We start from the raw sequence: 25369 nt of genomic DNA on the forward strand, positions 1-25369 counted from the left end.
GCGCGGGCACGCGGTGGTCAGCCGGGTCGAGCGATGATCCGGACGCCTTCGGCGGTTCTCTCGCTCGTCGTCCTTGCCGGGCTCACCACGACGTACTCCTGGTCGACCCTCGTCGCAGAACCGCAGACGGCGTAGCCGGCGAAGATCAGGCCGGACGTCCCGTCGTTGTTGACCTGCACGCCCCACCCGTTGTCTGGGATCGTGTCGCTGTCGGCACCGCCCCCGAGCATGTTGTCGTCGAAGGGGAACGAGCCGTGCATGCTCAAGACCGTCTCCGACCCCGTCGCTGCCAGCCCGCCCCCAGTCGGGGACAGGCCGTCGGGGCAGAAGAGGTAGAGCGTCGTCACCCCGGGATCAGCGCCCAAGGGTCCGGTCCGGACGTAGACGAGGTCGAGGTCGCCACTTGCACCTGCTGGACCCGCGGGCCCCTGGAGTCCGGCAGGGCCTTGCGGCCCGGTCGGTCCCTGAGGCCCCGGGGACCCCTGGGGGCCCCTGGGGGCCTCTGGGAAGCTGTCCGGAGTCGAAGTCACGAGCCTTGAGGCTGCCGTCAACAACCTTGCGGGAGTCGACAGCGCTCGTGGCGATGTCGGCCCGCCTCACTTCCCCGTCCTTGATGTCCTTGCTCGTGATGAGTTGTGCCGCGTACGCCGTGCCGCCGCCCAGGGCGATGGCCAGGGCCACCGTCGAGGTGATGGCCGAGTAGTGGCTCGAGCTGAGCAGTCGTCCCATGAGCTCCCTCCATTCTCTCGCACGGCCCGTGGCCGCGTCGGCGCCGACCCGAATGGCCGGCGCCCGTCCGGTCACCTTCCGCCGGATCGAGCGTCAGGAACAGGGGCGCCCGTCCCGAACGGGTCGGGAATCGGAGGAAGTCCTCGAAGGACCGAGCGGCACGGGCGGGCGGACGGGCGGGCGGGCGCCTATCAGCGCCGGGCGACCCCGTCGCGCCGGGCAGCGTCGGCGACGGCCTCCCGCACCGCCCCCGGGACCCGCGGGTCGAAGGGCGAGGGGATGACCAGGTCCTCGCGCAGGTCGTCACCGACGAGCTCGGCGAGGGCGGTGGCCGCAGCGACCTTCATCCCCTCCGTGATCGCGGTGGCGTGCACGTCGAAGGCCCCGCGGAAGATGCCGGGGAACGCGAGGACGTTGTTGATCTGGTTGGGGAAGTCCGAGCGGCCGGTGGCGACGACCCGGGCGTACTTGTGCGCCAGGTCCGGGTGCACCTCGGGCGTCGGGTTGGCCAGGCCGAAGATGATCGCGTCGTCGGCCATCGAGGCCACGATCTCCTCGGGCACCTGACCGCCGGAGACGCCGATGTAGACGTCGGCGCCGGCCATCACGTCGGCCAGCGTGCCGCGGCGGCCGAAGTGGTCGGCGGTGTCGCGGGCCAGCGCCGCCTTGACCTCGGTCAGGTCCGACCGCGAGGAGCTTAGTACGCCCTGCCGGTCGAGGACCGCGATGTCCTTGACGCCCGCCTCGAGCAGGATGCGCGCCACGGCGACGCCTGCGGCACCGGCGCCCTGCACCACCACGCGGACGGTCGCGGCGTCACGACCGGTGAGCCGGAGCGCATTGGTCAGGGCGGCGAGCGCGACGACGGCGGTGCCGTGCTGGTCGTCGTGGAAGACGGGGATGTCGAGACGCTCCTTGAGCCGCGCCTCGATCTCGAAGCAGCGTGGCGCGGAGATGTCCTCGAGGTTGATCCCGCCGAAGCTCGGCGCGAGCCGGACGACGGTCTCGATGATCTCCTCGACGTCGGTGGTGTCGAGGCAGATCGGTACGGCGTCGACGCCCCCGAACTGCTTGAACAGCACCGCCTTGCCCTCCATCACCGGCATCGCGGCGGCCGGGCCGATGTCACCGAGGCCGAGGACGGCGGTGCCGTCGGTGACGACGGCGACCGTGTTGGGCACCCACGTGTAGTGCTGGGTCAGCGACGGGTCGGCCGCGATGGCCTCGCACACCCGCGCGACACCGGGGGTGTAGGCGAGGGACAGCTCGTCGGGGCCGGCCAGCGCGACCGTCGAGAGGATCTCCATCTTGCCGCCGACGTGCAGGTCGAACACCGGGTCGCCGGCGTGCGGGTGCGAAACCATGCCGGCGATACTCGCACAGCTCAGCGGTCCCGGAGCCTGCGTCCCACGCGTGGGGAAGGCCACACCCGCAGCCGGACGACGGCCAGCACGTCGACCTCGGGGACCGGTCCGCGGTGTCGCGAGTCGACCCCCTCGTCGGGGTTGTCGCTCAGCAACCACCAGCCGGCTGCGCCGGAGCGCGTACGACGTTCCTCGACCGCGCGCTTGACGGCCACCGTGCCGTCGACGAAGCGGGCGACGACGAGGTCGCCCGGCCGGGGCGGGGCGCCGTACCGGACGAGCAGCAGGTCGCCCTCGCGCAGCGTCGGAACCATCGACCGACCCCGGACCAGAGCCGTCCCGAACGGCGGTCCGGAGCGCCCACCCCGGGGGGCGGGACCCCGCTGCAGACGCCGCTTCACGCGGAGTAGTGTCGCAGCAGACGCACATCTTCCCGATCGAGAGGAACCCGATGCTCCGCCAGCTGCTCGCCCCCACCGTCGAGGTCTCCGCCCACTGCGACCTGCCGTGCGGCGTCTACGACCCCGCCCAGGCCCGCATCGAGGCCGAGTCGATCAAGGCGATCATCGCCAAGGTCGCGGACAACGACGACCCCGACTTCCGCACGCGCGCCATCCTCATCAAGGAGCAGCGCTCGGAGCTCGTCAAGCACCACCTGTGGGTGCTGTGGACCGACTACTTCAAGCCCCCGCACTTCGAGAAGTACCCCCAGCTGCACACGCTGGTCAACGAGGCCACCAAGCTGGCCGGTGCCTCCGGCACGAAGGGTGAGCTCGACGCCGGCAAGGCCGACGAGCTGCTCGCCAAGATCGACGAGATCGCGGAGATCTTCTGGGAGACGAAGAAGGCCTGAACGAAGTGAAGGCCTTCGAGTCATGAAGCGCGACCGAGCCTGCGAGATCGCGACCGAGAAGAAGGCCTAGCGGGCACCGCGCAGCAGGGATCGCTCGGGCCTTCTTCTGAGCGGCTTGCCGCTTCGCACGCCAACCACGCGCCGCACCGACCCACCGGTCGGTGCGGCGTTCGTGCGTTCCGGTCCCTCGCGCTGGCTAGGCTCCGGGCCAGCGGACGGAGGGCCGATGATCGAGCAGGTCGCGCTGCGTGACGGCACGGACGCCTTCGTCGTGCCCCTGGAGCGCACCGACCGGGCAGCGCTCATGGCGGAGTTCGAGACGCTCTCCCCCGAGTCCCAGCGCCGGCGGTTCCTCGCGCCGGTCAGGCACCTCAGCGACGCGATGCTGGACCACCTCGTCGACGACGTCGACGGCGTCGACCACATCGCCCTCGTGCTGTGCGCCGAGACGAGCCCCGACGTCTACGACCCCGTCGCGCTGGCTCGGATGGTGCGCTACGCCGACGTCACCGATGCCGCCGACCTCGCCGTCACCGTCAAGGACGAGTGGCAGGGCCGCGGGGTGGCCACCGTGCTGCTCGAGGTGCTGATGCGCCGGCGACCGGCGGGCGTGGACCGCATCGTCACCGAGGTGCTGCAGGACAATCCCGCGTCGCTGGGGATGCTCCGCCGCCTGGGCGCGGTGTCGCTGGAGGACGAGGGCAACGGGGTGTACGGCGTCGTGGTCGAGCTCGAGCCGGTCGTGACGCCGGTCGTGACGCCGTCGCCGGTGCCCGCAGGACGGGGCGAGGGCAGACCGGCTCCCCTGCTGCACGACCCGCGCCACCGCCACGACCTGCACACCCGCGACCAGCTGTGTCCGTGGTTCAGCTGATCGAGACCGTTACTGTGTGCGGAGCATCGGGCTCGAGGACGGGACATTGACGCAGATGGCAGACAACACGGGGGCATCTCGCGCCGACGTCGAGCTCCGGCTCCCCGCTGAAGGGGCCTACGCGACGATCGTCCGCACCACGGCCGCCGGGCTCGCGGCCCGGCTCGACTTCACGATCGACGACATCGAGGACCTGCGCATCGCCATCGGCGAGGCGAGCGCGCTCGTGATCCCCGAGGCCGACCCGGGCGTCGACCTCGTGGCGAGCTTCTGGTTCGGCCGCGGCTCGATGACCGTCGAGCTGCAGGCCGAGGCGATCGACGACCCCCCGCTCGACACCGAGAGCTTCGCCTGGCAGGTGCTCGACACGATGGCGCAGGACGCGTCGGCCGGATCCGAGGACGGGCGCTTCCGCGTCCGGTTCACGGTGACGTCGGCGGTCGCTGCGGGAATGACAGGTGCCGAGCTCTGACATGAGCACAGCCACGGGGGACACGGGGGACACGGCAGCCGAGGCTGCCCACGACCGCGGGATCGACGACGACGTCGTGCCCAGCGGTCTCGAGCACGTACGCGCGCGCAGTGCCGAGCTGTTCAGCGTGCTGCGCGACGACGAGGCGAGCAGCGCCGTGCGGTCGACGGCGCGTGACGACCTGGTGCACCTCCACCTGTCGTTGGTGGAGCACTGCGCCCGACGCTTCCGCAACCGCGGCGAGCCGTTCGAGGACCTCGTGCAGGTCGGCACGATCGGGTTGATCAAGGCGGTCGACCGCTTCGAGACCGATCGCGGCGTGGAGTTCTCCACCTACGCGACGCCGACGGTGATCGGCGAGATCAAGCGCCACTTCCGCGACAAGGGCTGGGCGATCCGGGTGCCGCGCCGCCTGCAGGAGCTGCGGATGCAGATCGGGAGCGCCACCGGCGAGCTCACCCAGAAGCTCGGCCGCTCCCCCACGCCTCGCGAGCTGGCCGAGGTCATCGGCTGCACGGTGGAGGAGATCATGGAGGGCATCGAGTCCTCCCACGCCTACGCGACGCTCTCGCTCGACGCCACCGACGACAACGACGACGGCCCGCCGGCCATGCTCGCCACGCTCGGCGTCGAGGACGCCAACATCGAGCACGTCGAGGTCCGCGAGTCGATCAAGCCGCTCCTCGAGGGGCTCGGCGACCGCGAGAAGCGGATCCTGCTGCTGCGCTTCTTCAAGAACATGACGCAGTCGCAGATCGCCGAGGAGATCGGCGTCTCGCAGATGCACGTCTCGCGCCTGCTCACGCGCACGCTCGCCCAGCTGCGTACGTCGCTCGAGGTCGACTAGGTCCGGGGCTGGGCCGCGTCCTCCTCCAGCACCTGCGTGGTCGCCGGGTGGAGCAGACCGGCGATGACCACCACGCCCGCGACCGCCAGCCCGATCGCCATCAGCGTGGTCGGGGCGTCGCGGAAGTTCCAGGCGAGTCCCAGCTGGATCAGCTGGGCCATCACGACCGGCCCGCGGGCCCAGCGACGGGTCTTCCACAGCGACCAGGCGCACCACGCCAGCCCGGCCGCGGCGGCGAGGAAGAACGCCGTCGTCGTGACGCCCATGGTGAGCCGGATCGAGCGGAGGTTGGCCAGCTCGAGGACGGCGAGAACGACGAGCACCAACGCCTCGAGCGCCACGAGAGCGGCGGCCACCTGCAGCGGGGGTGGGGCGACAGGGGCGGGACCAGGGGGATCAGCCTTCGGCGTAACGGGCACTGCACAACAGTAGTTGTGACGGACACGACCAGCGTTGGGGGTTGTGTGAACGTTCAAAGGTTGCAAGTCTGGTCGCTGCGCTTTCTGGCGCCCGGGCCCAGCTGAACGTCCGTAAACAGCAACCCGACGTGATGTGAAAGAGGGAATCCCCCACCCATGGATTGGCGCAGCCGCTCCGCATGCCTCGACGAGGACCCTGAGCTGTTCTTCCCGATCGGCAACACCGGTCCCGCGATCCTCCAGATCGAGGAGGCCAAGCAGGTCTGCCGTCGTTGTGAGGTACGGGAGCAGTGTCTTGCCTGGGCCCTCGAGGCCGGCCAGGACCACGGAGTCTGGGGCGGCCTCAGCGAGGACGAGCGTCGCGCGCTGAAGCGCCGCAACGCCCGCGCGCGCATCCGCACCGCCTGACGTCAGTCGACCGGCAGGTCTGCCTGCACCCGTGTGCCACGGCTCCCGGGGCCGATCTCGAGCACGCCGCCCAGCTCGGACTCCACCAGCGTGCGCACGATCGACAGGCCCAGCTGGGTCGACGAGTCGAGGTCGAAGTCGTCGGGCAGGCCCCGACCGTCGTCCTCGACCACGACGTGCAGCCGACCCACGATGCGGCGCGCGGTGACCACCACGCGGCCCGAGTGCTCCACCGTCGCGACCTCCTGGTCGGAGTAGCCGTGCTCGACGGCGTTCTGCAGCAGCTCGGTCAGCACCATCGCGAGCGGGGTGGCCGCCTCCGAGGGCAGCTTGCCGAAGGAACCCTCCCGCACGACGCGCACCGGCATCTCCACCCCGCTGACGTCGACGACCATCGAGCCGAGCCGGTCGGCGATCTCGTCGAAGTCCACGGTCTCCTCCACCGCGTGGCTCAGCGTCTCGTGCACGATCGCGATCGAGCCCACGCGGCGCACGGCCTCCTCGAGGGCCGCCTTGGCGTCCTCGGCGCCCGTACGACGCGCCTGCAGGCGCAGCAGCGCGGCGACCGTCTGCAGGTTGTTCTTCACCCGGTGGTGGATCTCGCGGATAGTGACGTCCTTGGTGACCAGCTCGCGGTCGCGGCTGCGCAGCTCGGTGACGTCACGCACCAGCAGCAACGCCCCGCTGCGCTCCCCCTGCGGACGCAGCGGGATGCTGCGCACGATGAGTGTGACCTCGTCGGTGCCGACCTCGGTCGCGCGCCCGTCGCGGCCGCCCAGCACGGCGCTCAGCGTCTCCTCGTCCGGCCGCCTGCGGGCCGGCACCAGCTCGCGCGTCAGGTCGGTGAGGACCAGGCCGGCGAGGTCGCCCTGCAGGCCGAGCCGGCGGTAGGCCGACAGCCCGTTGGGACTGGCGTAGACGACGCGGCCGGCCGGGTCGAGACGGACGAACCCGTCGCCCACCCGCGGTGAGTCGGCGTGGTCGCTGCGCTGGTCGCTGAGCGGGAAGTGCCCCGCGGCGATCATCTGCGTCAGGTCGGCCGCCGTCTGGAGATAGCTGAGCTCGAGCCGGCTGGGCGTGCGTACGCCGAGCAGGTTGGTGTTGCGACCGATCGTCGCGATCACCCGGCCGGCCCGGCGCACGGGGATGACCTCCACCCTCACCGGCACGTCGTCGCGCCACTCCGGGTCGCCCTCGCGCACCAGGCGCCCGGTCGTGAAGGCCTCGTCGAGCATCCGGCGGCGACCGGTCGGGATGAAGGTCCCCAGGACGTCGTCCACCAGCGCCGTCGGGCCGGTCGTGGGGCGCATCTGGCCGCCCGCCCAGTAGCCCTTGCCCTCGCGGTCCGCGAGCCACAGCACGAGGTCCGCGAAGGAGAGGTCGGCGAGGATCTGCCAGTCCGCCATGAGCAGCTGGAGCCACGCGACGTCGTCCTCGACGAGGTCGGTGTGGGCTCGCACGAGCTCGTGGAGGGAGGGCACCCCGCCAGCCTAGGGCCAGCCCGAGGCCGGGCTGGGGCAGCGTCCGAGGCCGGGATGGGGCAACGTCCGAGGGGGCTGGCAGGATGGGGCGCATGTCGATCGGCTACTGGGACCAGGTGCAGAAGGCCGGGTTCGAGGTCCCCTCGGACCGCCCGCTCGACGAGCTGACGGCCGAGCTCACCGCGATGCTCGGATCCACCCGGCCCGAGGTCCGCGACGGCACCGCCTTCCCCGCCCTCGCCACGTGGATCGCCAACGGCGTCTACGACGACCTGCTCGCCGGGCTCGGCGACGGCATGGTCGCCGGGCTCTCGGTCGGGCTCGGCGAGGACGGGACCGACAGCGTCTTCCGACGCAGCTTCAGCGCCCTGATCCTGGGCGCGTGCATCGAGCGTGACAACGAGCGGCACCTGCTGCCGGGCGCGAAGATCCTCGAGTGGGGCGACCGGGCGATGACCTGGTTCCTCGCCGAGCGCGACACCCGCGGCTACGTCCTGGAGAAGGGGTGGGCGCACACGGTCGCCCACGGCGCCGACACGTTGGGCGCGCTCGCCGAGTCCCCCCACCTCGCGGGGCCGGAGCACACGGTGCTCCTCGACATCGTGGCCGAGCGCCTGCTCGACCAGCCGGCCGACGCTCCCCTGGCCTCCGGTGAGCCGGACCGCCTCGCCGCCGCGGTGATGCAGGTCCTGCGGCGCAACACGCTCGGCGTCGACACCCTCGAGCCGTGGGTGCACCGCCTCGGGGCCGCGGCCAACCCCTACCGAGGGGTGGTCGACCACGACCCCTACGCCCTGACGGCCGCGCCGCAGGCGTTCCTCCGCGCGCTCTTCCTGCACCTCTCGCTGGGTCACGAGCCGCCCGCTGTGCGGCCCGACCTGCTCCTCGTCGTGATCGACGCGCTGCGGATGACCAACGCTCCCTACCTGCGAGTAGACACCCGCTAACCTGCGGGGCATGAGCGATATTTCCGGTCACAGCGGCGAGCTGGCCGTGCACGTCGCCCGCGCGCACGGCGTGGAGACGATGTTCACCCTCTCCGGCGCCCACGTCTTCCCGATGTACGACGGCGCAGTGCGGATCAACCAGGATGGCCAGGAGCCGCAGATGCGGCTGCTCGACGTGCGCCACGAGCAGACCGCCGCCTTCGCCGCCGAGGCGACCGGCAAGCTCACCCGCGTCCCCGGGCTCGCCGTCCTCACCGCCGGTCCCGGCGTCACCAACGGCATCAGCGCGATCGCGCAGGCCCAGTTCGCCGGCTCCCCGATGGTCGTGGTCGGCGGCCGCGCCCCGCAGAACCGATGGGGCACCGGCTCGCTGCAGGAGCTCGACCAGCCGCCGATCATCGCTCCGGTCGCGAAGGCGGCGAGCACCATCATGACCGCGGGTGACGTCGCGGCCGGCGTCGACGAGGCCTTCACCCTGGCCCGCTCGAGCCACCGCGGCCCGGTGTTCGTCGACGTGCCGATGGACGAGTTCTTCAACTCGGCGTCCGGCACCGTCGGGTCGGGCGAGGGCACCCGCATCGAGCCCGACGGCGACGCCATCGCCACCATCGCCGGCCTGCTCGCGCGGGCGCAGCGTCCCGTCCTCATCCTCGGCACCGACGTGTGGGCCGACCACGCGGAGGCGGCCGCGCTGCGCTTCGTCGAGGACCTCGGCATCCCGACGCTCACCAACGGCATGGGCCGCGGCGTCATCCCCGGCGGGCACCGCTCGCTGGTCACCAAGGCCCGCGGTGCGGCGCTGTCCGGGGCGGACCTGGTGGTCGTCGTGGGCACCCCCCTCGACTTCCGCCTCGGCTACGGCGCCTTCGGCGGCCCGGACAAGAACCCGACGGGCGAGTTCGCCCGCGTCGTCCACATCGCCGACTCCCCCGGCCAGGTCTCCGGTCACGCCGAGCTCGCCGCGTCCGTCGCGGGCGACCTGACCACGGTCCTCGACGGTCTGCAGAGGGCGATCGAGGGCGGCGACAAGCCCGACTGGCACGCGTGGGCCGACACGCTGCGCGACCAGGTGAAGGCCGCCGCGGAGAGGGATGCGCAGCTCCTCACCGCCGAGGCCGACCCGATCCACCCCGCCCGCATCTACGGCGAGCTGGTCCCCCGCCTCGAGGACGACTCGGTCGTGATCGGCGACGGCGGCGACTTCGTCTCCTTCGCCGGGAAGTACGTCGAGCCGAAGCGGCCCGGCGGCTGGCTCGACCCCGGCCCCTACGGCTGCCTCGGCGCCGGTCTCGGCGCGGCGATCGCGGCCCGCGTCGCGCGGCCGAGCGCCCAGGTCACGCTCCTCCTCGGCGACGGCGCCGCCGGCTTCTCGCTGATGGACGTCGACACGCTGGTGCGCCACGACCTGCCGGTCGTCATGGTGATGGGCAACAACTCCGCCTGGGGCCTGGAGAAGGGCCCGATGCAGATGCTCTACGGCTACGACGTCGTCGCCGACCTCGCCCAGCGCACGCCGTACGACGACGTGGTCAAGGCACTCGGCGGCGCGGGCGAGACCGTGACCGACCCGAAGCAGATCGGGCCCGCCCTCGACCGGGCGTACGCCTCGGGCGTGCCCTACCTCGTCAACGTGATCACCGACGTCGAGGCGGCCTACCCGCGCAACACCTTCGGCATCTGAGGTCCCCGTCGTGGAGATCCGCCGGATCCGGCCCGGGGAGCACGCCGCCGCCGGCGACGTGTGCGTGGCGGCGTACGACCCGCTCCTGACCGGCGCCGAGGACGACTACCGCGAGCGGCTGCACGACGTCGCGACCCGTGACGCGCAGGCCGAGGTGTGGGTGGCCGCGATCGAGGACCGGGTCGTCGGCGTCGTCACCTACTGCCCGCCCGGCTCCCCGTGGCGCGAGATCGGGCGCGACGACGAGGGCGAGTTCCGGATGCTCGCGGTCGATCCGGCTGCCCAAGGATCGGGTGCGGGCACCGCCCTCGCCCGGCTGTGCGAGGAACGGGCCCGCGAGCACGGGGCATCCGGCATGGCGTTGTCGTCGCTCGCGACGATGGCCGCCGCGCACAAGGTCTACGGGCGCCTCGGCTACACCCGTGACCCCGGCCGCGACTGGTCGCCGGTGCCCGGGGTCGACCTGCTGGCGTTCAGCAAGACCTTCTGAGGCGTCAGCAGCGGCGGACCGTCGACGGGTCGGTGGGGTCGTCGAAGCAGACCGTGCCGGTCGGGATGCCGGTCATCCGTCCGCCACGGAGCAGCTGCCACCCCCAGGTCCGCCACGTCCCGTCGTCGTCGGCGACGGCCGTGACCAGGCCTCCGCGGCTCGTCAGCCACGTGCGCGACGAATCGTCGTCGGCGAGCTCGACCTCGCCCACCGGCTCGAGGACTTGCAGTCGGTCGCCGTCCTGCGCGAGCACCCGGACGTACGACGGGTCCGACGCGGAGGTCACGAGGAACGACGCGCCGTCGGACATGACGGAGATCGGCTGCACCGTGGAGACCCGCGGGTCGTCGACCTCCAGCTCGTGCCGGATCGCGGGACCGTCGTCACTCTCCACCACTAGGACCGGCGGCGCCCCGTCCTCGATCCGTGCGGTGTAGCGGTAGCCCTGCTCGAACCGCGCGCCCTCTCCCGGCCCGAACGTCTGCCGCGCCACGTCGCCGTCCGTCGGGAGGTCGTCGATCGCGCCCTCCTCGCAGGGCGTGCGGCCCCCCTCGGCGCTGTCACGCACGCAGCCCTCCTCGACCGCAACGAGCACGCCGGCGTCGGTGAGCTGCCAGCTCCAGGTGTCGAGCACGATGGACCTCGGACGCGCGAGGGTCATGTTGCCGGCCGCATAGCTGTTGACCGACCTGCTCGACCAGAGCCTGCCGCCCTCCAACCAGTAGTCCTGGATCCGCACCATCTCGTAGTGCGCGGTCCGGGTGCCCGGCACCGGGACCTCACCCCGCAGGAGCAGCTCGGGGTCTGCCGCGACCGCCTGGACGAGGAGGCCGTCCCGCAGGTCGAAGACGAGCGGATAGCCACCGTTGACGAAGTCGTCGTGGTAGAGCACCAGCTCCTGGTCGCCGTCGCCGTCGGCGTCGATCGGGTCGAGCACGTTGGTGGCGATCGTCGTCCCGAGCTCCGCGATGCCGTAGGCCACCTCGCCCGTGCTGCTGAGCGTCGTCTCCAGCCGGTAGCGGCCGTCGAAGTCCTTGGTCGGCTCGCCCCGGAAGACGACCGTCTCGTAGCTGCCGTCGCCGTCGAGATCGAGCCGCGGCTGTCGATCGGAGTCGTTGCGCTCCCAGTTCCGACCGACGTCGGACGGCACCTCGACCTTCGGTGCGTCGGGCTTCGGCGCGACGTCGTCGGAGCGCGGGTTGCGGGACAGCCCCTGCAGGACCACGCCGAGCACCAGCAGCACCACCGCCGCGGTGGCGAGCAGCACCCACGGTGACTGCCAGCGCGGTCGCAGCTGCACGACGGGGCTCAGCGGGGCGAGGTGTTCGGGCCGCACCTGCTCGGCGCGCGCGGCGAGCGCGGCGCGCAGCCGGTCCTCCATCTCCGACATCGTGTCCGGCGTGCTCATCGCTCCCCCTTCCCCGAGCTCGTCGTGGACTTCATGGCCTTCTCCAACGCGACGAGCGCGCGGCTGGCGGTCGACTTGACCGTGCCCTGGCTGATCGCGAGCGTCTGCGCGATCTCGGCCTCGGACAGGTTCGACCAGTAGCGCAGCACCAGGACCTCCCGCTGCCGGGGGGCGAGCTGCTGCAACGCCTCGATGACCTCCCGGTGCTCCTCCGCCAGCACCGCGCTGTCCTCGGGCGAGGGTGGTGACAGGTCGTGAGGGGGCGAGTACGCGCGGGCCGTACGCCGCCTGCGCAGCGCCGAGCGAGCCGTGTTGACCACCGACACCCGGAGGTAGGCCAGCGCCTTCGACGGATCCTTCACCGCGTCCGGGCGGCGGGCGAGCGCAGCGAACGCGTCCTGGACGACGTCCTCGGCCGAGGCGAAGTCGTCGACCAGCAGCACGGCCATCCTCACCAGCGAGAGCCGGTGGGCGGCGTAGAGCTCGGTGATGTCCACCGACGGCTCCATCCCGATCCCCACCCCTGCTGCCCTCGCGCTCATGTCTGGTAGACGTGTGTCAGTCCCTCAGGTTGCCCCACCGACCCCATGATTCCCGGAAGGCCTGCCCATGCCGCAGCTCGAGCCCGCCACGCTGACGTACGTGGTCACCGACGACGACACCGCCGCGGCTGTCGGCAGCGGGTCGCTGCCCGTCCTCGGTACGCCGCGACTGCTGGCGTGGCTGGAGGCCGCGACCTGCGCGTGCGTCGCGCCTGTGCTCCCGGACGGGTCGACCAGCGTCGGCACGCGGGTGCAGGTCGAGCACCTCGCGGCGAGCCCGGTCGGCGCCGAGGTCGAGGTCAGCGCGTCCAGCGCCTACGAGGACGGCCGCCTCCACCGGTTCACCGTGAGCGCCCGCGACGCAGCCAGCGGGAAGGTCCTCGCCGCCGGGGAGATCACCCGGGTCGTCGTCGACGCGGAGCGGTTCATGTCGCGGCTCTGACCGGCCGCACCAGCACTCAGAGCTCGCGGAGCACCCGGGCCGGGGACCCGACGGCGACGACCCCGGCGGGCAGGTCGCGGGTGACGACCGACCCCGCACCCACGACGGTGTCGGCACCGATGGTGACGCCGGGGCAGACGATGACGCCGCCACCGAGCCACACGTTGTCGCCGATCGTGATGGGCTCGGCGGCCTCCCACTTGTCACGCCTGGGCTGGGGCTCGAGCGGGTGGGTGGCGGTCAGCAGCTGGACGTTCGGGCCGATCTGGACGTCGTCGCCGATCGTGATCGCGGCGACGTCGAGGAAGGTCACGCCCCAGTTGACGAAGGTGCGGGCGCCGATCGTGGTCTGGTAGCCGTAGTCGCACTGGAGCGGCGGCCGGACCTCGCTGTGCTCACCGAGGCCGCCCAGCAGCTCCTCGAGCAGCACGCGCCGACCGTTCGCGTCGTTGGGGTCCATGGTGTTGATCCGGTGCGCGAGCCCCTGGGCGCGTTGCGACTCCTCGGCCAGGACGGGGTCATCGGAGATGTAGGGCTCCCCCGCCAGCATCCGCTCCCGCATGCTCTTCTCGCTCATCGCGCCAACGTACAAGGCAGGCTCGGTCAGGCCCACGGGTCGGTGACCTGGCGCAGCATCCTCATCGTCGCCTCCAGCTCCCGCATGCGGGACGCCCCGAGGTGCTGCTCCCACTCCCCCAGGGCCTCGGCGACGACCGCGTCCGCGGCGTCCCCCACGGCGCGGCCACGCGCCGTGAGCCGGACGCGCTTCGCCCTCCCGTCGGCCGGGTCCGGGACGCGTTCGACGTAGCCCGAGCCCTCGAGCTGGTCCACGAGGAACCCTGCCGACTGCTTCGTGATCCGGGCACGCGCCGCCAGCGTCACGGTCCGGGTGCCGTCCGGGTCGACCTGGGCCATCAGGCGGGCCTGGGTGGGGGTCACGTCGGTGGCGCCCGCGGCCACCACAGCGTCGTACGCCCGGGCCTCCAGCGACCGGGCGGCGACGTACATCAGCACGCCGACGTTGGGCTGGTCGTCCGTTGACGTCGTGGTCTGCACGGGTCCATGATAGTCAGATAATCTGACTACTAGGTGACACCATGGACAGCGACACGATCTGGAGCCACATCGACACCGAGCGCAGCGCGCTGGCCGACGTGCTCGCCGGCCTCCCCGACGACGCGTGGAGGACGCCGTCGCTGTGCGCCGCGTGGACGGTCCGTGACGTGGCCGCCCACCTCGCCCTCTCCCACGCCGGCGCACGCGAGCTCCTCGCCGCGGCCGTCCGGTCCGGCTTCCGCTACCACGCGATGGTCCGCGACTCCGCGATCCGCAGCCCGCTCGGCCACGAGGAGATCGTCGAGCGGCTGCGCGGGTTCGTGGGCTCGAGGCGGACCGTCCCGCTGGTGTCCGAGCGCGAACCGCTGCTCGACGTCCTGGTGCACACGCAGGACATCTGCGTCCCGCTGCAGGTCGACCATCCGATGCCGACCGACGCCGCCGTCGTGGCCCTCGAGCGCGTGCTGTGGTGGTCGCGGCGCATGCCCATCGGTCCGCGCCTGAGCGACGTCCGCCTCGTGGCCACCGACGTGGCGTGGGAAGCCGGGGCGGGACGACGGGTGGAGGGGCCGGCGCAGTGGCTGCTGCTCGCTGCGGCGGGGCGCGCCGAGGCACACCACCACCTGCGCGGCGAGGTGGCCGCCCTCTCCTGAGGCAGGTCCGGACATGCAAAAGTCCCCGCCGTGGCGGGGACTTCTACGAGATGACGGCGCGGGTGCGCGTCAGGCGTTGGGGCGCTTGCCGTGGTTCGCGCCCTTCTTCTTGCGAGCGCGGCGCTTGCGTCCGGTCTTGCCCATGGTGGTCCTCCTGGAGTCGGTGCTCGGAGCAGTGTCTCAAATCCGCCCGGAGGCGGCCAATCGGGTCGGGCACGGCCGGGTCGAGCCGAGGCTCAGGCGTTGCCCTCGGTGATCTGCACCCGCACCTCGCGGAGCTGCAGGCGTACGCGGTCGCGGAGGGACTCGGGCGCGGACTCGGAGCAGGAGCGGGCGACGAGCTGCTTGACGGCCTTCTGGAGGTCGTGGCGCTCGAGGCACGGACCGCACTCGCGCAGGTGCATCTCGACGACGGCGCAGTCGGCCTGGTCGAGCTCGTTGTCGATGAAGTAGACGATGCGCTCGATGTAGTCGACACAGTCGTCCTTGCCGTGCTCCATGTCGTGCTCGTGGCTGCTCACGACTCGTTCCCCTCTCCCAGGCCGGGCACGGTGGACGCCGGCAGCAGGTCGTTGGCCCGCACGTAGTCGGCGAGCATGTCGCGGAGCTGGCGGCGTCCGCGGTGCAGGCGCGACATGACGGTGCCGATCGGGGTGTCCATGATCTCGGCGATCTCCTTGTAGGGGAACCCCTCGACGTCGGCGAGGTAGACCGCGAGGCGGAACTCCTCGGGCAGTCGCTGCAGCGCGTCCTTGACCTCGGAGTCGGGCAGGTGCTCGAGCGCCTCCATCTCCGCGGACCGGAGGCCGGTCGAGGAGTGCGACTCCGCGCGGGCGAGCTGCCAGTCCTCCACGTCCTCGGACATCGACTGCTGCGGCTGGCGCTGCTTCTTGCGGTAGGAGTTGATGTAGGTGTTCGTCAGGATCCGGTAGAGCCAGGCCTTGAGGTTGGTGCCGGGCTTGAACTGGTGGAAGGCGCTGTAGGCCTTCGCGAACGTCTCCTGCACGAGATCCTCGGCGTCGGCGGGATTGCGGGTCATCCGCATCGCCGCGCCGTAGAGCTGGTCCAGGTAGGGAAGCGCGTCGCGCTCGAAGCGTGCGGAGCGCTGGTCGGAGGTCTCGTCCTCGACGGCGACCTCTGCAGGTGGGGACATCTCGTCCCGGAGCGATTCAGTCATCGCCTCCCACAGTACCGCCGTGGGTCGATCGAGGGTCAGTGCAGTCACACCGACCTGAACACCTCACCCCCGCCGGGGATTCCCGACGACCTCGCGCACCATCCACTCGAGCGTCGACTCGACGACGATCCCCATCGCCTCGTCCTGGCTCACCTCGCCCCGCGCGGGCACCTTGAGGCCGTGGTCGCCGCCCGGGATCACCACCACGTCGAGCCCGTCGAGGTCGCCGGGGAACTCCTCGGGCCGCCCCATCGGGTCGCGCTCCCCCTGCACCACGAGCGTCGGCAGACCGACGGCCTGCAGCTCCGGCATCCTGGTCGGCTCGGTCCTGCCCGGCGCGTGCAGCGGGAAGGACAGGGCCAGACATCCCGATGCGCCCAGCGTGCGCGCCGTACGGGCCGCGGAGCGGGCGCCTGCGGACCGGCCGCCCACGACGAGGGGCGTCCGCACGCGCATCACGTCGGCGGCGCACCGGAGGGCGGCGTCGAGGGTCGGCGGGGCGGTCGCGATCTTGCGGCCCGCGACCCGCCACGGCTGCTCGAACAGGACGACCGAGACGCCCTGGGCGGGCAGGGCGTCGGCCAGTGCCCACAGGTCCCGCGCGTCCACGCCCCCGCCGGCGCCGTGGCTCAGCAGCATCGTCGCGATCGGGCTCGTGGCACGACGCGTGTGCAGCCGACCCTCACCGTGGGGTGTGGCGACCGTCCGGACAGAAGCCTTCTTCACTCGACATCCTCCAGGGGCAGCGGCTCGACGAGCTCGGGTCCGTTGTTGCGCACGTTGCTGACCAACGTCGGCACGGCGTAGGCCTCGAGGCGACCCGGGGCCGCGGGCACGAGGAGCGAGGTGTCACCGGGCGTGGTCGGGTCGAGCCACTCGTGCCAGCGCTCGCGCTCGACCATCAGCGGCATCCGGTCGTGGATGTGGCCGAGGGAGTCCTCGGCCTCCGTCGTGAGCACGGTGCAGGTCCAGCGGAACCGGGCGGGGTCGTCCTCGGCCCTCGTCGGGTCGCGCCAGATCTCGTAGAGCCCGGCCATCGCGAGCACGCCACCGTCCTTGGGGCGGATGAAGAAGGGCTGCTTGACCGGCTTGCCCTTGGCGTTGGTGCGCGACGTCGGGTACCACTCGAAGTAGCCGTCGGCCGGCAGCAGCGCCCGCCGGGTGGCGAAGGCCTTGCGGTAGGCGGGCTTCTCCGCGACGGTCTCCATCCGGGCGTTGATCATCCGGTTGCCGATCGAGGGGTCCTTGGCCCAGGACGGCACGAGCCCCCACGTCAGGACGCGGAGCTGGCGCTGCGGGGGCTCGGACGCGTCCCCCCCGGACTCCCGCGACGGCGGGCGCTCGACGACGGCGTAGACCTCCTTGGTCGGCGCGACGTTGTAGTCGGCCGCCAGCGGCGCAGCGATCCGGGTGTCGACGACCTCGAACTCCTCGACGAGGTCGTCCGGGCTCCGGGACGAGGCATAGCGACCGCACACGGGACCCACCCTAGGGGAGCCCGGCGCGGTGGTCCGCTCAGCCGCGGGCCAGCTCGTCGAGCAGCATGCCGGCCACGGCATCGGTGGTCGGGAGCCCCTCGATCCACACCCGCACCAAGCCGTGCGGCTCGGTCCCGTCGAGGAGGGTGCGCAGCACCCGGACCCGCCGTCCGAGGTGGTCGTCGCGCCGGGTCAGGATCCCCACCCGGTGCATGCCGAGGCGTGCGACGGTCTCGTCGCGGGCGAACGCCGTGCGCGCCAGCTCGCCCGACCGCGCCACGCGCATCGCCCGGGTGAAGTGGTCGCCGGGCTCGTCGGACGGGTCGCCGCCGGACGGCATCTCGAAGACGACGAGGGCGTAGCCCCCGATGCCGGCGTCCGTCCCGGCGCCGCCGAGGCGGTAGAGCTCCGAGAGCCGGCTGCGCAGGTGGGCCTGGCTGGACAGCCCGGTGAGCGGGTCCTCGCAGGAGAGCTGGTTGAGGTAGCCCAGCGTGGTCTCGCTCCACGCCGTGACCAGCGCCGTCACGACGTCGTACGACGGATCGTCGCCGGTGACCCCCTGCCACGTGGCGCGCAGCCCGGCGAGCGTCTCCTCGACGGACGCCCCGTCGCGGGCCAGCTCCTGGCCCGCGACGGAACAGACGTCGATGACGTCCGATCCTGAGGTGAGCGCTTCTCCGACAGCCTCGAACCGGTGCGGCAACCCCGACCGCTCGACGGTGGGCTCCGGCTCGCTCACCCCAGGATCGGCAGCCGCGAGTCGTCGCCCCAGCGTGGCGAAGATCTTCACGGCATACCCCCCTCCGGGTCCTCCGGTCATGAGCTGGTCGTGCCCAGCCCATGCTCTGTGAATGTGACGGTGCTCATGGCGACCCATGACGCGGACCAGACCGACGTTTCCGTTTCTTCACTTTCCGGGGCCGTCGATGCCCCTGCGGGATAGAGTCGGATGGCCCGACGACCGTCGGGTGAGGTTCCCGGAAGCGTCCAACATGAGCGTCGAACCATGAGCGTGACCACCAGCGTCGAGGCGCCCAGCGACGCCGAGCTGATCTCGGCGGTGCGCGGCGGGGACCTCGATGCCTACGGCACGCTCTTCGAGCGCCACGTCGACGCGGCCCGTCGGCTCGCGCGCCAGCTCGTCCCCGCGGGGGACGCCGAGGACCTCGTCTCCGAGGCGTTCGTCAAGGTGCTGGCGGTGCTCCAGCGCGGCGGCGGCCCCGACCTCGCCTTCCGCGCCTACCTGCTGACCGCGGTGCGCCGGCTCCAGGTCGACCGCTTCCGGGCCGGGAGCCGGCTGCACACGACCGACGACATGGAGGCCTTCGACCCGGGCGTGCCGTTCCGCGACACGGTTGTCGAGGGCTTCGAGAGCGCCGCAGCCGCAGCCGCCTTCGCCAGCCTCCCCGAGCGCTGGCAGCTCGTGCTGTGGCACACCGAGGTGGAGGGCGACAAGCCCGCCGACATCGCACCGATGCTCGGGATGAGCGCCAACTCGGTCTCCGCGCTCGCCTACCGCGCCCGCGAGGGACTCCGCCAGGCCTTCCTGACCCAGCACGCCGCGGAGCTCGACGAGGACACCTGCCGGTGGACCCACGGCCAGCTCGGGGCCTACGTCCGTGGCGCCTCGTCGCGCCGCGACGCGACCAAGGTGGAGCACCACCTCGACGAGTGCCGCTCGTGCATGGCGATCTACCTCGAGCTCACCGAGGTCAACTCCAACCTCGGCGCCCTCCTCGCCCCGCTCCTCCTCGGTGGCGTCGCGACCGCCTACGTCGGCTCCACCGCCGTCTCCGCCGTGGCGCCGGTCGGCATCGGAGTGGTGCTGGGCCGCGTCCGCGACCTGCTGACGGGCAACGCCGGTGTCGCCGCGGTCGCGGGGGTGGCGGTGAGCACCGTCGTCGTCGCCGGCGGGATCGCCCTCGGGCTGCGCGGCCCCACCACACCCACCGCCGCACCGACACGTGCTGCGACGTCGGACAGCTCGACCACGAGCGCCGGCGGGGATGCCTCCTCGATCACCGGCGACCGGTCGCCGAGGAGCCTGCGGCTCCGATCCGGTCCGCCGGCGCGCGTCCTTCCGCCCGGTGACGTCGACGTCACCCCCGGCTCCGTCCCCGCCACCGACACCACCCCGGGATCCGACTCCACGCAGGGCACCGACCCGACGCTCGACAGCGACGACACGCAGGGCACCGTCCCGGGCCAGACGCCGACGTCGAACCCGACCTCGAACCCGACGTCCAACCCGACGTCCAACCCGACGTCCAACCCGACCTCGAACCCGACCTCGAACCCGACCTCGAACCCGACCTCGAACCCGACCTCGAACCCGACGTCGAATCCGACGTCGAATCCGACGTCCAACCCGACCTCGAACCCGACCTCGAACCCGACGACCAACCCGACGACCAACCCGACGACCAACCCCACGACCAACCCCACGACCAACCCGACCCCCACCCAGGACCCGAGCCCGACGCCGCCGGCCGCCGACGCCTCGGTGTCCGGGACGGTCGGCGGGGCACGTCCGACGTACACCGTGGTGGTGCGGGTGGCAGGTCTCGGCGGGACGACCGCCCAGCTGCGGATCGAGGGCATCGACGCAGAGGTCGTCCGCACCGCCGACGGTCGGTGCACCGCCGTCAAGACGGTCGCCACCTGCCAGGTCTCGGGCGACACGTCCGTCACCGTCGAGGTGGTCATCCCGCAGGGCGGCGCGGTGGTGGCGACGCTGACGCCACCCGGGAGCGACGCCGACAGCGGCAACAACACCTGGCGCGCGACCCTCGGCTGACCACCCGGCGCTCGGCCCGGGGCCGCACCCCTGTGGACGGAGCGCCCTCCCCCGCGCATCGTGTAGACAGGGACGCATGACGATCACCCGGTTGCTCGCACGTCCCATGCTGGCCACGATCTTCGTCGCCGGCGGCATCAACGCCCTCCGCAACACCGAGGTTCACGCGGCGAAGGCGAAGAAGGTGACCGACAAGGTGGTGCCGGTCGCCCGGCAGGCGGTGCCCAAGGCCCCGATCCCCACCGACCCGGCCACACTCGTCCGGATCAACGCCGGCGCCCAGATCCTGGCCGCCGCCGCCCTGGCCACCGGACGCGCTCCGCGTCTCAGCGCGACCGTGCTGGCGGCATCCCTCGTGCCCACGACCCTCGCCGGCCACGCCTTCTGGAACGAGAACGACCCCCAGACCAAGAACGCCCAGCGCCTGCAGTTCTACAAGAACACCTCAGTGTTCGGCGGCCTGCTCCTCGCCGCGGTCGACACCGAGGGCAAGCCCGGGCTGGCCTGGCGGGCCCGTCGCGCCGCCGCCGACGTGCGCCGCGAGGCCAAGCAGGTCGCCAAGGACGCCCGCCGCGAGGCAAAGCTCGCCAAGGCCCACCTGACCTGACCTCGATAGGGTGCGCGGGTGAGTGACCTCTGGCCGGCCCCGCGCCCCACGGACCCCGTCGACCGGGTCGTCTCGCTGCCCGGCAGCAAGTCGCTCACCAACCGCGCCCTCGTGCTCGCCGCGATCGCTGACGGCCCGAGCGTCGTACGACGTCCCCTGCGCTCGCGCGACACGCTGCTCATGGCCGCCGCCCTCACCTCGCTCGGCACGGGCATCGACGACATCGGCTCCGGGGACTGGGCGGTCGCGCCTGCCGCCTGGGACCGCGACGCCGACGTCGACTGCGGCCTCGCCGGGACGGTGATGCGCTTCGTCCCGCCGGTCGTCGGGCTGGCGGACGCCACGGTCCGCTTCGACGGAGACCCCCACATGCGGCTGCGCCCGGTCGGCCAGATGCTGACCGCGCTGGGCGCGCTCGGTGTCCGGGTCGACGACGGCGGTCGGGGGGCACTCCCCTTCGCCGTGCGCGGCACGGGCTCCGTGCCCGGAGGCACGGTCACCATCGACGCCAGCGCCTCGTCGCAGTTCGTCTCGGCGCTGCTGCTCGCGGGCGCCCGCTACGACCAGGGCGTCGACGTACGCCACGTCGGCAAGCCGGTGCCGTCGCTCCCCCACATCGAGATGACGGTGCAGATGCTCCGCCAGCACGGGGTCGACGTCGACGACGGCGACGCCAACCGCTGGTCGGTCGCCCCCGGGCCGGTCCGCGCCGTCGACCACGACATCGAGCCCGACCTGTCCAACGCGGCCCCGTTCCTCGCCCTCGCGGCCGCCACCGGCGGCCGGGTCACCGTCACCGACTGGCCAGCCGCCACCACGCAGCCCGGCGACGAGCTGCGCGAGATCCTCACCCTCATGGGCTGCGAGGTGAACCTGGTCGACGGTGACCTCACCGTGACCGGACCCCCGCGGCTGTCCGGGGTCGACCTCGACCTGCACGACGTGGGCGAGCTGACCCCGGCGGTCGCCGCCCTCTGCGCCCTGGCCGACTCCCCCTCCCACCTCCGGGGGGTCGCGCACATCCGCGGCCACGAGACCGATCGCATCACCGCGCTGGCCGCCGAGCTCGGCCGGCTGGGGGCAGACGTCACCGAGCGCGAGGACGGGCTCACGATCAGGCCGGCGACCCTGCACGGCGGCACGTTCCGCACCTACTCCGACCACCGCATGGCCCACGCGGGCGTCATCCTCGGCCTCGCGGTCGACGATGTGCTGGTCGAGGACGTCGCGACCACGGCGAAGACCTTCCCCGACTTCGCGAGCGCGTGGAGCCGGGCCGTGCACGGGCCCGGGGCGACCTCGTGACGACCGGGCGCTACTCGGACCACGACCACGAGCACTACGAGCGCCCTCGCCGCCGCACCCGCCCCCGCACCAAGGACCGTCCGACCTACGACGACGCCGTCGCAGGTCGCGTCGTCACCGTCGACCGCGGCCGCTTCACCCTGCTCGTCGACGGCCATCGGGTGATGGCGATGAAGTCGCGCCCCCTGGGCCGCAAGGGCGTCGTGGTCGGCGACCACGTCCGCGTGGTCGGTGACACCAGCGGCGACGACGGGTCGCTCGCCCGGATCGTCGAGGTGGTCCCCCGCGCCACCACGCTCCGCCGCACGGCCGACGACGACGACCCGGTCGAGCGGGTGATCGTCTCCAACGCCGACCAACTGGTCGTGGTGACCGCGCTGGCCGATCCCGAGCCGCGCCCGCGCCTGATCGACCGCGCGCTCGTGGCGGCGTACGACGCCGGGATGGCGCCGCTGCTGTGCCTCACCAAGGCCGACCTGGCCGACCCCGAGGTGCTGCTGTCGACCTACCGCTCCCTCGGCGTGCCCTGGGTCGTCACCCAGCTCAAGGGCGAGGGCGCCGGCGACCTGGCCGAGCTGCGCGAGCGGCTGCGCGGGCGCACCAGCGTGTTCGTCGGCCACAGCGGCGTCGGGAAGTCCACCCTCGTCAACGCACTGGTGCCCGACGCCCACCGCGAGGTCGGGATCGTCAACGCCGTCACCGGACGCGGTCGCCACACCTCCACCAGCGCCTACCTCCTCGAGCTGCCCGACGCAGCCGGATGGATCATCGACACCCCCGGGATCCGGTCGTTCGGGCTCGCCCACGTGCAGCCGGAGAACCTCATCGAGGCGTTCCCCGACCTCGACGAGATGACCGAGACGTGCCCCCGCGGCTGCACCCACGGCAGCGACGAGCCGGAGTGCGGGCTCGACGAGGCGATCGAGGCGGGCGAGGCCGACCCCGACCGGGTCGAGTCGTTCCGCCGACTGCTCGCGGCCCGCTCGGCCACCGACTGGTGATCGGGCCGGGCCGGGGTCAGCCCCAGACGGCCCTCGCGCCCGAGTCGCCCGCGAGGTAGGCGGTGACGAGGAGCGCGACCGCGCCGACCGCCAGCAGCACGGCGACCGGGACGCCGAAGCGCGTCTCGCGAGCACCCTTCCCGGACGCCAGCGCGGAGACGCCGCCCAGCGCCCAGGCCGCGAGCGCGGACAGCACCGCGTAGCCGAGCGCCACGTTGCGCATCAGCTCACCCGACTCCTCGTGATCCTCCACGATCGGGGCGAGCTCGGGCCGCGACTCGAGCAGCGCCTCCCCGGACTGGGTGGCCAGCACCGACGCGCCGGCTGCCACGACGGCGAGCACGACGAGCGGCCACCGCAGCAACCAGCGCCACTTCGGCACCGCCGCGTAGACCAGGCCGGTCAGGGCTGCCAGCGGCCCGAGGACGACGACTGCGTGCACGACGAGGGGGTGCAGCGGCACACCGTTGAGCTCCATGCGTGCAGGCTAGGGGGCGAGGCTGGGAATAGCCTGTGGACATGCCCATCACCGGCTCCACCGACTACACCGACGACCTGCGGCTGGCCCACGTCCTGGCCGACGACGCGGACTCGCTGACCCAGGCCCGCTTCAAGGCGCTCGACCTGCACGTCATGAGCAAGCCCGACCTGACGCCGGTCACCGACGCCGACAAGGCCGTCGAGGAGGGCATCCGCCGCACACTGTCACGCGTCCGGTCCCGCGACGCGGTCATCGGCGAGGAGCAGGGCACGACCGGGCACAGCCAGCGCCGGTGGATCGTCGACCCCATCGACGGCACCAAGAACTACGTGCGCGGGGTGCCGGTCTGGGCGACCCTCATCGCGCTCGCCATCGACGACGAGGTGGTGCTGGGCGTGGTCTCCGCACCGCAGCTGCAGCGCCGGTGGTGGGCCTCGGTGGGCAACGGCGCCTGGACGGGCCGCTCGCTGCTCAAGGCCACCAAGTGCGAGGTGAGCGACGTACGTCGTCTCGAGGACGCGTCGCTGAGCTATTCGTCCCTGTCCGGCTGGGACGAGCGCGACCGGCTCGACGACTTCGTCTCGCTGTCGCGCCGTTGCTGGCGCACCCGCGCCTACGGGGACTTCTGGTCCTACATGCTGCTCGCCGAGGGCGCCGTCGACATCGCCGCCGAGCCCGAGCTCGCGGTCTACGACATGGCCGCCCTGGACGTCATCGTGCGCGAGGCCGGCGGGCGGTTCACCTCCCTCGACGGCACCGACGGGCCGTGGGGCGGCAACGCGCTCGCGTCCAACGGTCACCTGCACGACGCCGCGCTGTCCTTCCTCGGCGCGATGGACGACGACGGCACCGACCCCGACGTGCCGCGCCGTGGGCCGGGCTCGGTCAGCAGCCTGCGGGCCCGGCAGGCGCCGCCGGTGCTCGACTGAGGCGGGTCGTTCGCCCCTGTCCCTCACTGTCCGGCTTGGCTACGGTGACTTCTCACCAGTTCTGCGGGACGAGAGGCGGCACCATGAAGATCAAGGACGTCATCCAGCACAAGGGCAACCAGGCGGTCGTGACCATCGGTCCGGAGGCCACCGTGCGCGAGCTGGTCGCGCTGCTCGCCGAGCACAACGTCGGCGCCCTGGTGGTGAGCGAGGACGGCGAGCGGGTCGCCGGGATCGTGAGCGAGCGCGACGTCGTACGCCGTCTGCACCAGGACGCCACGGTGCTCGAGCACGCCGTCAGCTCCATCATGACCGCTGACGTGCGGACCTGCGCGGCCGACGACGGCCTCACCGACCTGATGCAGACCATGACCGAGCACCGCATCCGGCACGTCCCGGTGGTGGCCGACGGACGGCTGACCGGCATCATCAGCATCGGTGACGTGGTGAAGAACCGGATCGGTGAGCTCGAGTTCGAGCGCGACCAGCTCGACCACTACGTGCACCAGACCTGACACACCAACGATTGGAGAGATTTGTGAGCGAGAAGCCCGACGTCGACCCGCACATGGGCGACGTGCCCGCCGACCTCGAGGTCACCGACCTCGTCGAGGGAGAGGGTGTCGAGGCCACCTCCGGCTCCACCGTCTCGGTGCACTACGTCGGCGTCGCCCACTCCTCGGGCGAGGAGTTCGACGCGTCCTACAACCGCGGCACGCCGCTGCAGTTCCGCCTCGGCATCGGCCAGGTCATCTCCGGCTGGGACACCGGCGTGCAGGGCATGAAGGTCGGCGGCCGCCGCCGGCTGGTCATCCCGCCGCACCTCGGGTACGGCGACCGTGGCGCCGGCGGCGTCATCAAGCCGGGCGAGACCCTGATCTTCGTGGTCGACCTGATCGAGGTCCGCTGACCGCCTGCTGAGGGACCA

At 72.2% G+C, this 25369-nt stretch carries 33 protein-coding genes; 17 read left to right on the forward strand and 16 right to left on the reverse strand.

The features are described 5' to 3' along the window. Positions 1–17 precede the first annotated feature (17 nt). From JOD65_RS18595 to JOD65_RS18605, 3 genes are all read right to left on the reverse strand, one after another. Positions 18–347 carry a hypothetical protein gene (locus JOD65_RS18595; protein ID WP_191195109.1) on the reverse strand — a complete coding sequence of 110 codons (330 nt, stop codon included), beginning with the start codon at positions 345–347 and terminating at the stop codon, positions 18–20. 573 nt (positions 348–920) lie between these two features. Continuing rightward, on the reverse strand, positions 921–2093 hold the full coding sequence (locus JOD65_RS18600; RefSeq protein WP_191195108.1) for an NAD(P)-dependent malic enzyme: 1173 nt from the start codon (positions 2091–2093) through the stop codon (positions 921–923). Positions 2094–2113: 20 nt separating this feature from the next. Then, on the reverse strand, positions 2114–2494 hold the full coding sequence (locus tag JOD65_RS18605; RefSeq protein WP_307821257.1) for a S24/S26 family peptidase: 381 nt from the start codon (positions 2492–2494) through the stop codon (positions 2114–2116). Positions 2495–2544: 50 nt separating this feature from the next. On the opposite strand from JOD65_RS18605, the gene sodN reads away from it, so the two are divergent. From sodN to JOD65_RS18625, 4 genes are all read left to right on the forward strand, one after another. Next, entirely contained in the window at positions 2545–2946 is a 402-nt protein-coding gene (gene sodN / locus JOD65_RS18610; protein ID WP_191195106.1) for a superoxide dismutase, Ni, read from the forward strand. A 226-nt stretch (positions 2947–3172) separates the two neighbouring features. Then, positions 3173–3820: a GNAT family N-acetyltransferase gene (locus JOD65_RS18615; protein WP_191195105.1), complete on the forward strand. Its 648-nt coding sequence runs from the start codon at positions 3173–3175 to the stop codon at positions 3818–3820. Between the two features lie 55 nt (positions 3821–3875). Further along, on the forward strand, positions 3876–4292 hold the full coding sequence (locus JOD65_RS18620; RefSeq protein WP_191195104.1) for an ATP-binding protein: 417 nt from the start codon (positions 3876–3878) through the stop codon (positions 4290–4292). Position 4293: 1 nt separating this feature from the next. Then, positions 4294–5139, forward strand: a complete 846-nt coding sequence (locus tag JOD65_RS18625) for an RNA polymerase sigma factor SigF (protein WP_191195103.1) — start codon at positions 4294–4296, stop codon at positions 5137–5139. Here JOD65_RS18625 and JOD65_RS18630 read toward each other — a convergent pair. Next, positions 5136–5495, reverse strand: a complete 360-nt coding sequence (locus tag JOD65_RS18630) for a hypothetical protein (RefSeq protein WP_191195102.1) — start codon at positions 5493–5495, stop codon at positions 5136–5138. The genes JOD65_RS18625 and JOD65_RS18630 overlap by 4 nt on opposite strands. 219 nt (positions 5496–5714) lie before the next feature. Here JOD65_RS18630 and JOD65_RS18635 point away from each other — a divergent pair, with 219 nt between their 5' ends. Further along, on the forward strand, positions 5715–5966 hold the full coding sequence (locus JOD65_RS18635) for a WhiB family transcriptional regulator (RefSeq protein ID WP_056601527.1): 252 nt from the start codon (positions 5715–5717) through the stop codon (positions 5964–5966). 2 nt (positions 5967–5968) lie between these two features. Here JOD65_RS18635 and JOD65_RS18640 read toward each other — a convergent pair whose 3' ends face one another. After that, positions 5969–7447 (reverse strand): sensor histidine kinase, encoded by a 1479-nt coding sequence (locus JOD65_RS18640; protein WP_191195101.1) that lies wholly within the window; start codon positions 7445–7447, stop codon positions 5969–5971. Positions 7448–7539: 92 nt separating this feature from the next. Between JOD65_RS18640 and JOD65_RS18645 the strand changes: the two genes are divergently transcribed. The 3 genes from JOD65_RS18645 to JOD65_RS18655 are packed head-to-tail and all read left to right on the forward strand — an operon-like array spanning position 7540 to position 10565. After that, positions 7540–8394: a DUF2785 domain-containing protein gene (locus tag JOD65_RS18645; protein ID WP_191195100.1), complete on the forward strand. Its 855-nt coding sequence runs from the start codon at positions 7540–7542 to the stop codon at positions 8392–8394. Positions 8395–8404: 10 nt separating this feature from the next. Then, positions 8405–10075 (forward strand): acetolactate synthase, encoded by a 1671-nt coding sequence (locus tag JOD65_RS18650; protein WP_191195099.1) that lies wholly within the window; start codon positions 8405–8407, stop codon positions 10073–10075. A gap of 10 nt (positions 10076–10085) precedes the next feature. Next, entirely contained in the window at positions 10086–10565 is a 480-nt protein-coding gene (locus JOD65_RS18655; protein ID WP_191195098.1) for a GNAT family N-acetyltransferase, read from the forward strand. Between the two features lie 4 nt (positions 10566–10569). Here JOD65_RS18655 and JOD65_RS18660 read toward each other — a convergent pair whose 3' ends face one another. After that, a complete protein-coding gene (locus tag JOD65_RS18660) occupies positions 10570–11973 on the reverse strand; it encodes a hypothetical protein (RefSeq protein WP_191195097.1) in 1404 nt (467 codons plus the stop codon). Next, the gene (locus tag JOD65_RS18665; RefSeq protein WP_307821258.1) at positions 11970–12470 is read right to left on the reverse strand and encodes a SigE family RNA polymerase sigma factor; all 501 of its coding nucleotides are present in this window, start codon (positions 12468–12470) and stop codon (positions 11970–11972) included. The genes JOD65_RS18660 and JOD65_RS18665 overlap by 4 nt, the downstream gene beginning before the upstream one ends. A gap of 112 nt (positions 12471–12582) precedes the next feature. Here JOD65_RS18665 and JOD65_RS18670 point away from each other — a divergent pair, with 112 nt between their 5' ends. Continuing rightward, on the forward strand, positions 12583–12957 hold the full coding sequence (locus tag JOD65_RS18670) for a thioesterase family protein (protein WP_191195095.1): 375 nt from the start codon (positions 12583–12585) through the stop codon (positions 12955–12957). Between the two features lie 16 nt (positions 12958–12973). Here the strand turns inward: JOD65_RS18670 and JOD65_RS18675 are convergent, their stop codons facing one another. After that, on the reverse strand, positions 12974–13534 hold the full coding sequence (locus JOD65_RS18675) for a sugar O-acetyltransferase (protein ID WP_191195094.1): 561 nt from the start codon (positions 13532–13534) through the stop codon (positions 12974–12976). 26 nt (positions 13535–13560) lie between these two features. After that, a complete protein-coding gene (locus tag JOD65_RS18680; RefSeq protein ID WP_204811273.1) occupies positions 13561–14013 on the reverse strand; it encodes a MarR family winged helix-turn-helix transcriptional regulator in 453 nt (150 codons plus the stop codon). Between the two features lie 41 nt (positions 14014–14054). Between JOD65_RS18680 and JOD65_RS18685 the strand changes: the two genes are divergently transcribed. After that, positions 14055–14666 carry a maleylpyruvate isomerase family mycothiol-dependent enzyme gene (locus JOD65_RS18685; protein ID WP_191195093.1) on the forward strand — a complete coding sequence of 204 codons (612 nt, stop codon included), beginning with the start codon at positions 14055–14057 and terminating at the stop codon, positions 14664–14666. A gap of 69 nt (positions 14667–14735) precedes the next feature. Here JOD65_RS18685 and JOD65_RS24215 read toward each other — a convergent pair whose 3' ends face one another. The 6 genes from JOD65_RS24215 to JOD65_RS18710 form a co-directional block, all read right to left on the reverse strand. Further along, on the reverse strand, positions 14736–14810 hold the full coding sequence (locus JOD65_RS24215; RefSeq protein WP_369759046.1) for a 50S ribosomal protein bL37: 75 nt from the start codon (positions 14808–14810) through the stop codon (positions 14736–14738). Positions 14811–14902: 92 nt separating this feature from the next. Then, positions 14903–15187: a mycothiol system anti-sigma-R factor gene (gene rsrA / locus JOD65_RS18690; RefSeq protein WP_307821260.1), complete on the reverse strand. Its 285-nt coding sequence runs from the start codon at positions 15185–15187 to the stop codon at positions 14903–14905. Then, positions 15184–15843 carry a sigma-70 family RNA polymerase sigma factor gene (locus tag JOD65_RS18695; RefSeq protein ID WP_191195092.1) on the reverse strand — a complete coding sequence of 220 codons (660 nt, stop codon included), beginning with the start codon at positions 15841–15843 and terminating at the stop codon, positions 15184–15186. Before JOD65_RS18695 ends, rsrA begins: the two co-directional genes overlap by 4 nt. Before the next feature lie 63 nt (positions 15844–15906). Then, entirely contained in the window at positions 15907–16569 is a 663-nt protein-coding gene (locus JOD65_RS18700) for an alpha/beta hydrolase family protein (RefSeq protein ID WP_191195091.1), read from the reverse strand. Next, on the reverse strand, positions 16566–17321 hold the full coding sequence (locus tag JOD65_RS18705) for an SOS response-associated peptidase (RefSeq protein WP_191195090.1): 756 nt from the start codon (positions 17319–17321) through the stop codon (positions 16566–16568). Before JOD65_RS18705 ends, JOD65_RS18700 begins: the two co-directional genes overlap by 4 nt. A gap of 37 nt (positions 17322–17358) precedes the next feature. Continuing rightward, the gene (locus JOD65_RS18710; protein ID WP_191195089.1) at positions 17359–18111 is read right to left on the reverse strand and encodes a hypothetical protein; all 753 of its coding nucleotides are present in this window, start codon (positions 18109–18111) and stop codon (positions 17359–17361) included. Between the two features lie 216 nt (positions 18112–18327). Here JOD65_RS18710 and JOD65_RS23830 point away from each other — a divergent pair, with 216 nt between their 5' ends. The 4 genes from JOD65_RS23830 to rsgA all read left to right on the forward strand — a co-directional run bounded on the left by JOD65_RS23830 (position 18328) and on the right by rsgA (position 23031). Next, positions 18328–20118 (forward strand): sigma-70 family RNA polymerase sigma factor, encoded by a 1791-nt coding sequence (locus JOD65_RS23830; RefSeq protein ID WP_191195088.1) that lies wholly within the window; start codon positions 18328–18330, stop codon positions 20116–20118. A 76-nt stretch (positions 20119–20194) separates the two neighbouring features. Next, on the forward strand, positions 20195–20725 hold the full coding sequence (locus JOD65_RS18720; protein WP_191195087.1) for a DoxX family membrane protein: 531 nt from the start codon (positions 20195–20197) through the stop codon (positions 20723–20725). An 18-nt stretch (positions 20726–20743) separates the two neighbouring features. Then, positions 20744–22030 carry a 3-phosphoshikimate 1-carboxyvinyltransferase gene (aroA, locus tag JOD65_RS18725; protein WP_191195086.1) on the forward strand — a complete coding sequence of 429 codons (1287 nt, stop codon included), beginning with the start codon at positions 20744–20746 and terminating at the stop codon, positions 22028–22030. Continuing rightward, complete coding sequence (gene rsgA / locus JOD65_RS18730) at positions 22027–23031, forward strand: ribosome small subunit-dependent GTPase A (protein ID WP_191195085.1); 1005 nt, start codon at positions 22027–22029, stop codon at positions 23029–23031. Before aroA ends, rsgA begins: the two co-directional genes overlap by 4 nt. A 16-nt stretch (positions 23032–23047) precedes the next feature. Here the strand turns inward: rsgA and JOD65_RS18735 are convergent, their stop codons facing one another. Then, positions 23048–23509: a DUF2231 domain-containing protein gene (locus JOD65_RS18735; protein ID WP_191195084.1), complete on the reverse strand. Its 462-nt coding sequence runs from the start codon at positions 23507–23509 to the stop codon at positions 23048–23050. 41 nt (positions 23510–23550) lie between these two features. Between JOD65_RS18735 and JOD65_RS18740 the strand changes: the two genes are divergently transcribed. The 3 genes from JOD65_RS18740 (at position 23551) to JOD65_RS18750 (ending at position 25351) form a co-directional block, all read left to right on the forward strand. Next, positions 23551–24441 carry an inositol monophosphatase family protein gene (locus tag JOD65_RS18740; RefSeq protein ID WP_191195083.1) on the forward strand — a complete coding sequence of 297 codons (891 nt, stop codon included), beginning with the start codon at positions 23551–23553 and terminating at the stop codon, positions 24439–24441. A gap of 83 nt (positions 24442–24524) precedes the next feature. Beyond that, the gene (locus JOD65_RS18745) at positions 24525–24956 is read left to right on the forward strand and encodes a CBS domain-containing protein (RefSeq protein WP_191195082.1); all 432 of its coding nucleotides are present in this window, start codon (positions 24525–24527) and stop codon (positions 24954–24956) included. Positions 24957–25009: 53 nt separating this feature from the next. Continuing rightward, positions 25010–25351 carry an FKBP-type peptidyl-prolyl cis-trans isomerase gene (locus JOD65_RS18750; protein ID WP_191195514.1) on the forward strand — a complete coding sequence of 114 codons (342 nt, stop codon included), beginning with the start codon at positions 25010–25012 and terminating at the stop codon, positions 25349–25351. Positions 25352–25369: the final 18 nt, after the last annotated feature.

Origin of the sequence: Nocardioides cavernae (assembly GCF_016907475.1) — a bacterium.
GTDB lineage: Bacteria > Actinomycetota > Actinomycetes > Propionibacteriales > Nocardioidaceae > Nocardioides > Nocardioides cavernae.

What these genes read in the sequence shown, in the direction of transcription:
- JOD65_RS18600 (WP_191195108.1), bottom strand. Translation starts at nt 2,093, where the DNA reads ATGGTTTCGCACCCGCACGCCGGCGACCCGGTGTTCGACCTGCACGTC.
- sodN (WP_191195106.1), top strand. Translation starts at nt 2,545, where the DNA reads ATGCTCCGCCAGCTGCTCGCCCCCACCGTCGAGGTCTCCGCCCACTGC.
- JOD65_RS18615 (WP_191195105.1), top strand. Translation starts at nt 3,173, where the DNA reads ATGATCGAGCAGGTCGCGCTGCGTGACGGCACGGACGCCTTCGTCGTG.
- JOD65_RS18620 (WP_191195104.1), top strand. Translation starts at nt 3,876, where the DNA reads ATGGCAGACAACACGGGGGCATCTCGCGCCGACGTCGAGCTCCGGCTC.
- JOD65_RS18625 (WP_191195103.1), top strand. Translation starts at nt 4,294, where the DNA reads ATGAGCACAGCCACGGGGGACACGGGGGACACGGCAGCCGAGGCTGCC.
- JOD65_RS18635 (WP_056601527.1), top strand. Translation starts at nt 5,715, where the DNA reads ATGGATTGGCGCAGCCGCTCCGCATGCCTCGACGAGGACCCTGAGCTG.
- JOD65_RS18645 (WP_191195100.1), top strand. Translation starts at nt 7,540, where the DNA reads ATGTCGATCGGCTACTGGGACCAGGTGCAGAAGGCCGGGTTCGAGGTC.
- JOD65_RS18650 (WP_191195099.1), top strand. Translation starts at nt 8,405, where the DNA reads ATGAGCGATATTTCCGGTCACAGCGGCGAGCTGGCCGTGCACGTCGCC.
- JOD65_RS18660 (WP_191195097.1), bottom strand. Translation starts at nt 11,973, where the DNA reads ATGAGCACGCCGGACACGATGTCGGAGATGGAGGACCGGCTGCGCGCC.
- JOD65_RS18670 (WP_191195095.1), top strand. Translation starts at nt 12,583, where the DNA reads ATGCCGCAGCTCGAGCCCGCCACGCTGACGTACGTGGTCACCGACGAC.
- JOD65_RS18675 (WP_191195094.1), bottom strand. Translation starts at nt 13,534, where the DNA reads ATGAGCGAGAAGAGCATGCGGGAGCGGATGCTGGCGGGGGAGCCCTAC.
- JOD65_RS18685 (WP_191195093.1), top strand. Translation starts at nt 14,055, where the DNA reads ATGGACAGCGACACGATCTGGAGCCACATCGACACCGAGCGCAGCGCG.
- JOD65_RS18695 (WP_191195092.1), bottom strand. Translation starts at nt 15,843, where the DNA reads ATGACTGAATCGCTCCGGGACGAGATGTCCCCACCTGCAGAGGTCGCC.
- JOD65_RS23830 (WP_191195088.1), top strand. Translation starts at nt 18,328, where the DNA reads ATGAGCGTGACCACCAGCGTCGAGGCGCCCAGCGACGCCGAGCTGATC.
- JOD65_RS18720 (WP_191195087.1), top strand. Translation starts at nt 20,195, where the DNA reads ATGACGATCACCCGGTTGCTCGCACGTCCCATGCTGGCCACGATCTTC.
- JOD65_RS18735 (WP_191195084.1), bottom strand. Translation starts at nt 23,509, where the DNA reads ATGGAGCTCAACGGTGTGCCGCTGCACCCCCTCGTCGTGCACGCAGTC.
- JOD65_RS18740 (WP_191195083.1), top strand. Translation starts at nt 23,551, where the DNA reads ATGCCCATCACCGGCTCCACCGACTACACCGACGACCTGCGGCTGGCC.
- JOD65_RS18745 (WP_191195082.1), top strand. Translation starts at nt 24,525, where the DNA reads ATGAAGATCAAGGACGTCATCCAGCACAAGGGCAACCAGGCGGTCGTG.
- JOD65_RS18750 (WP_191195514.1), top strand. Translation starts at nt 25,010, where the DNA reads ATGGGCGACGTGCCCGCCGACCTCGAGGTCACCGACCTCGTCGAGGGA.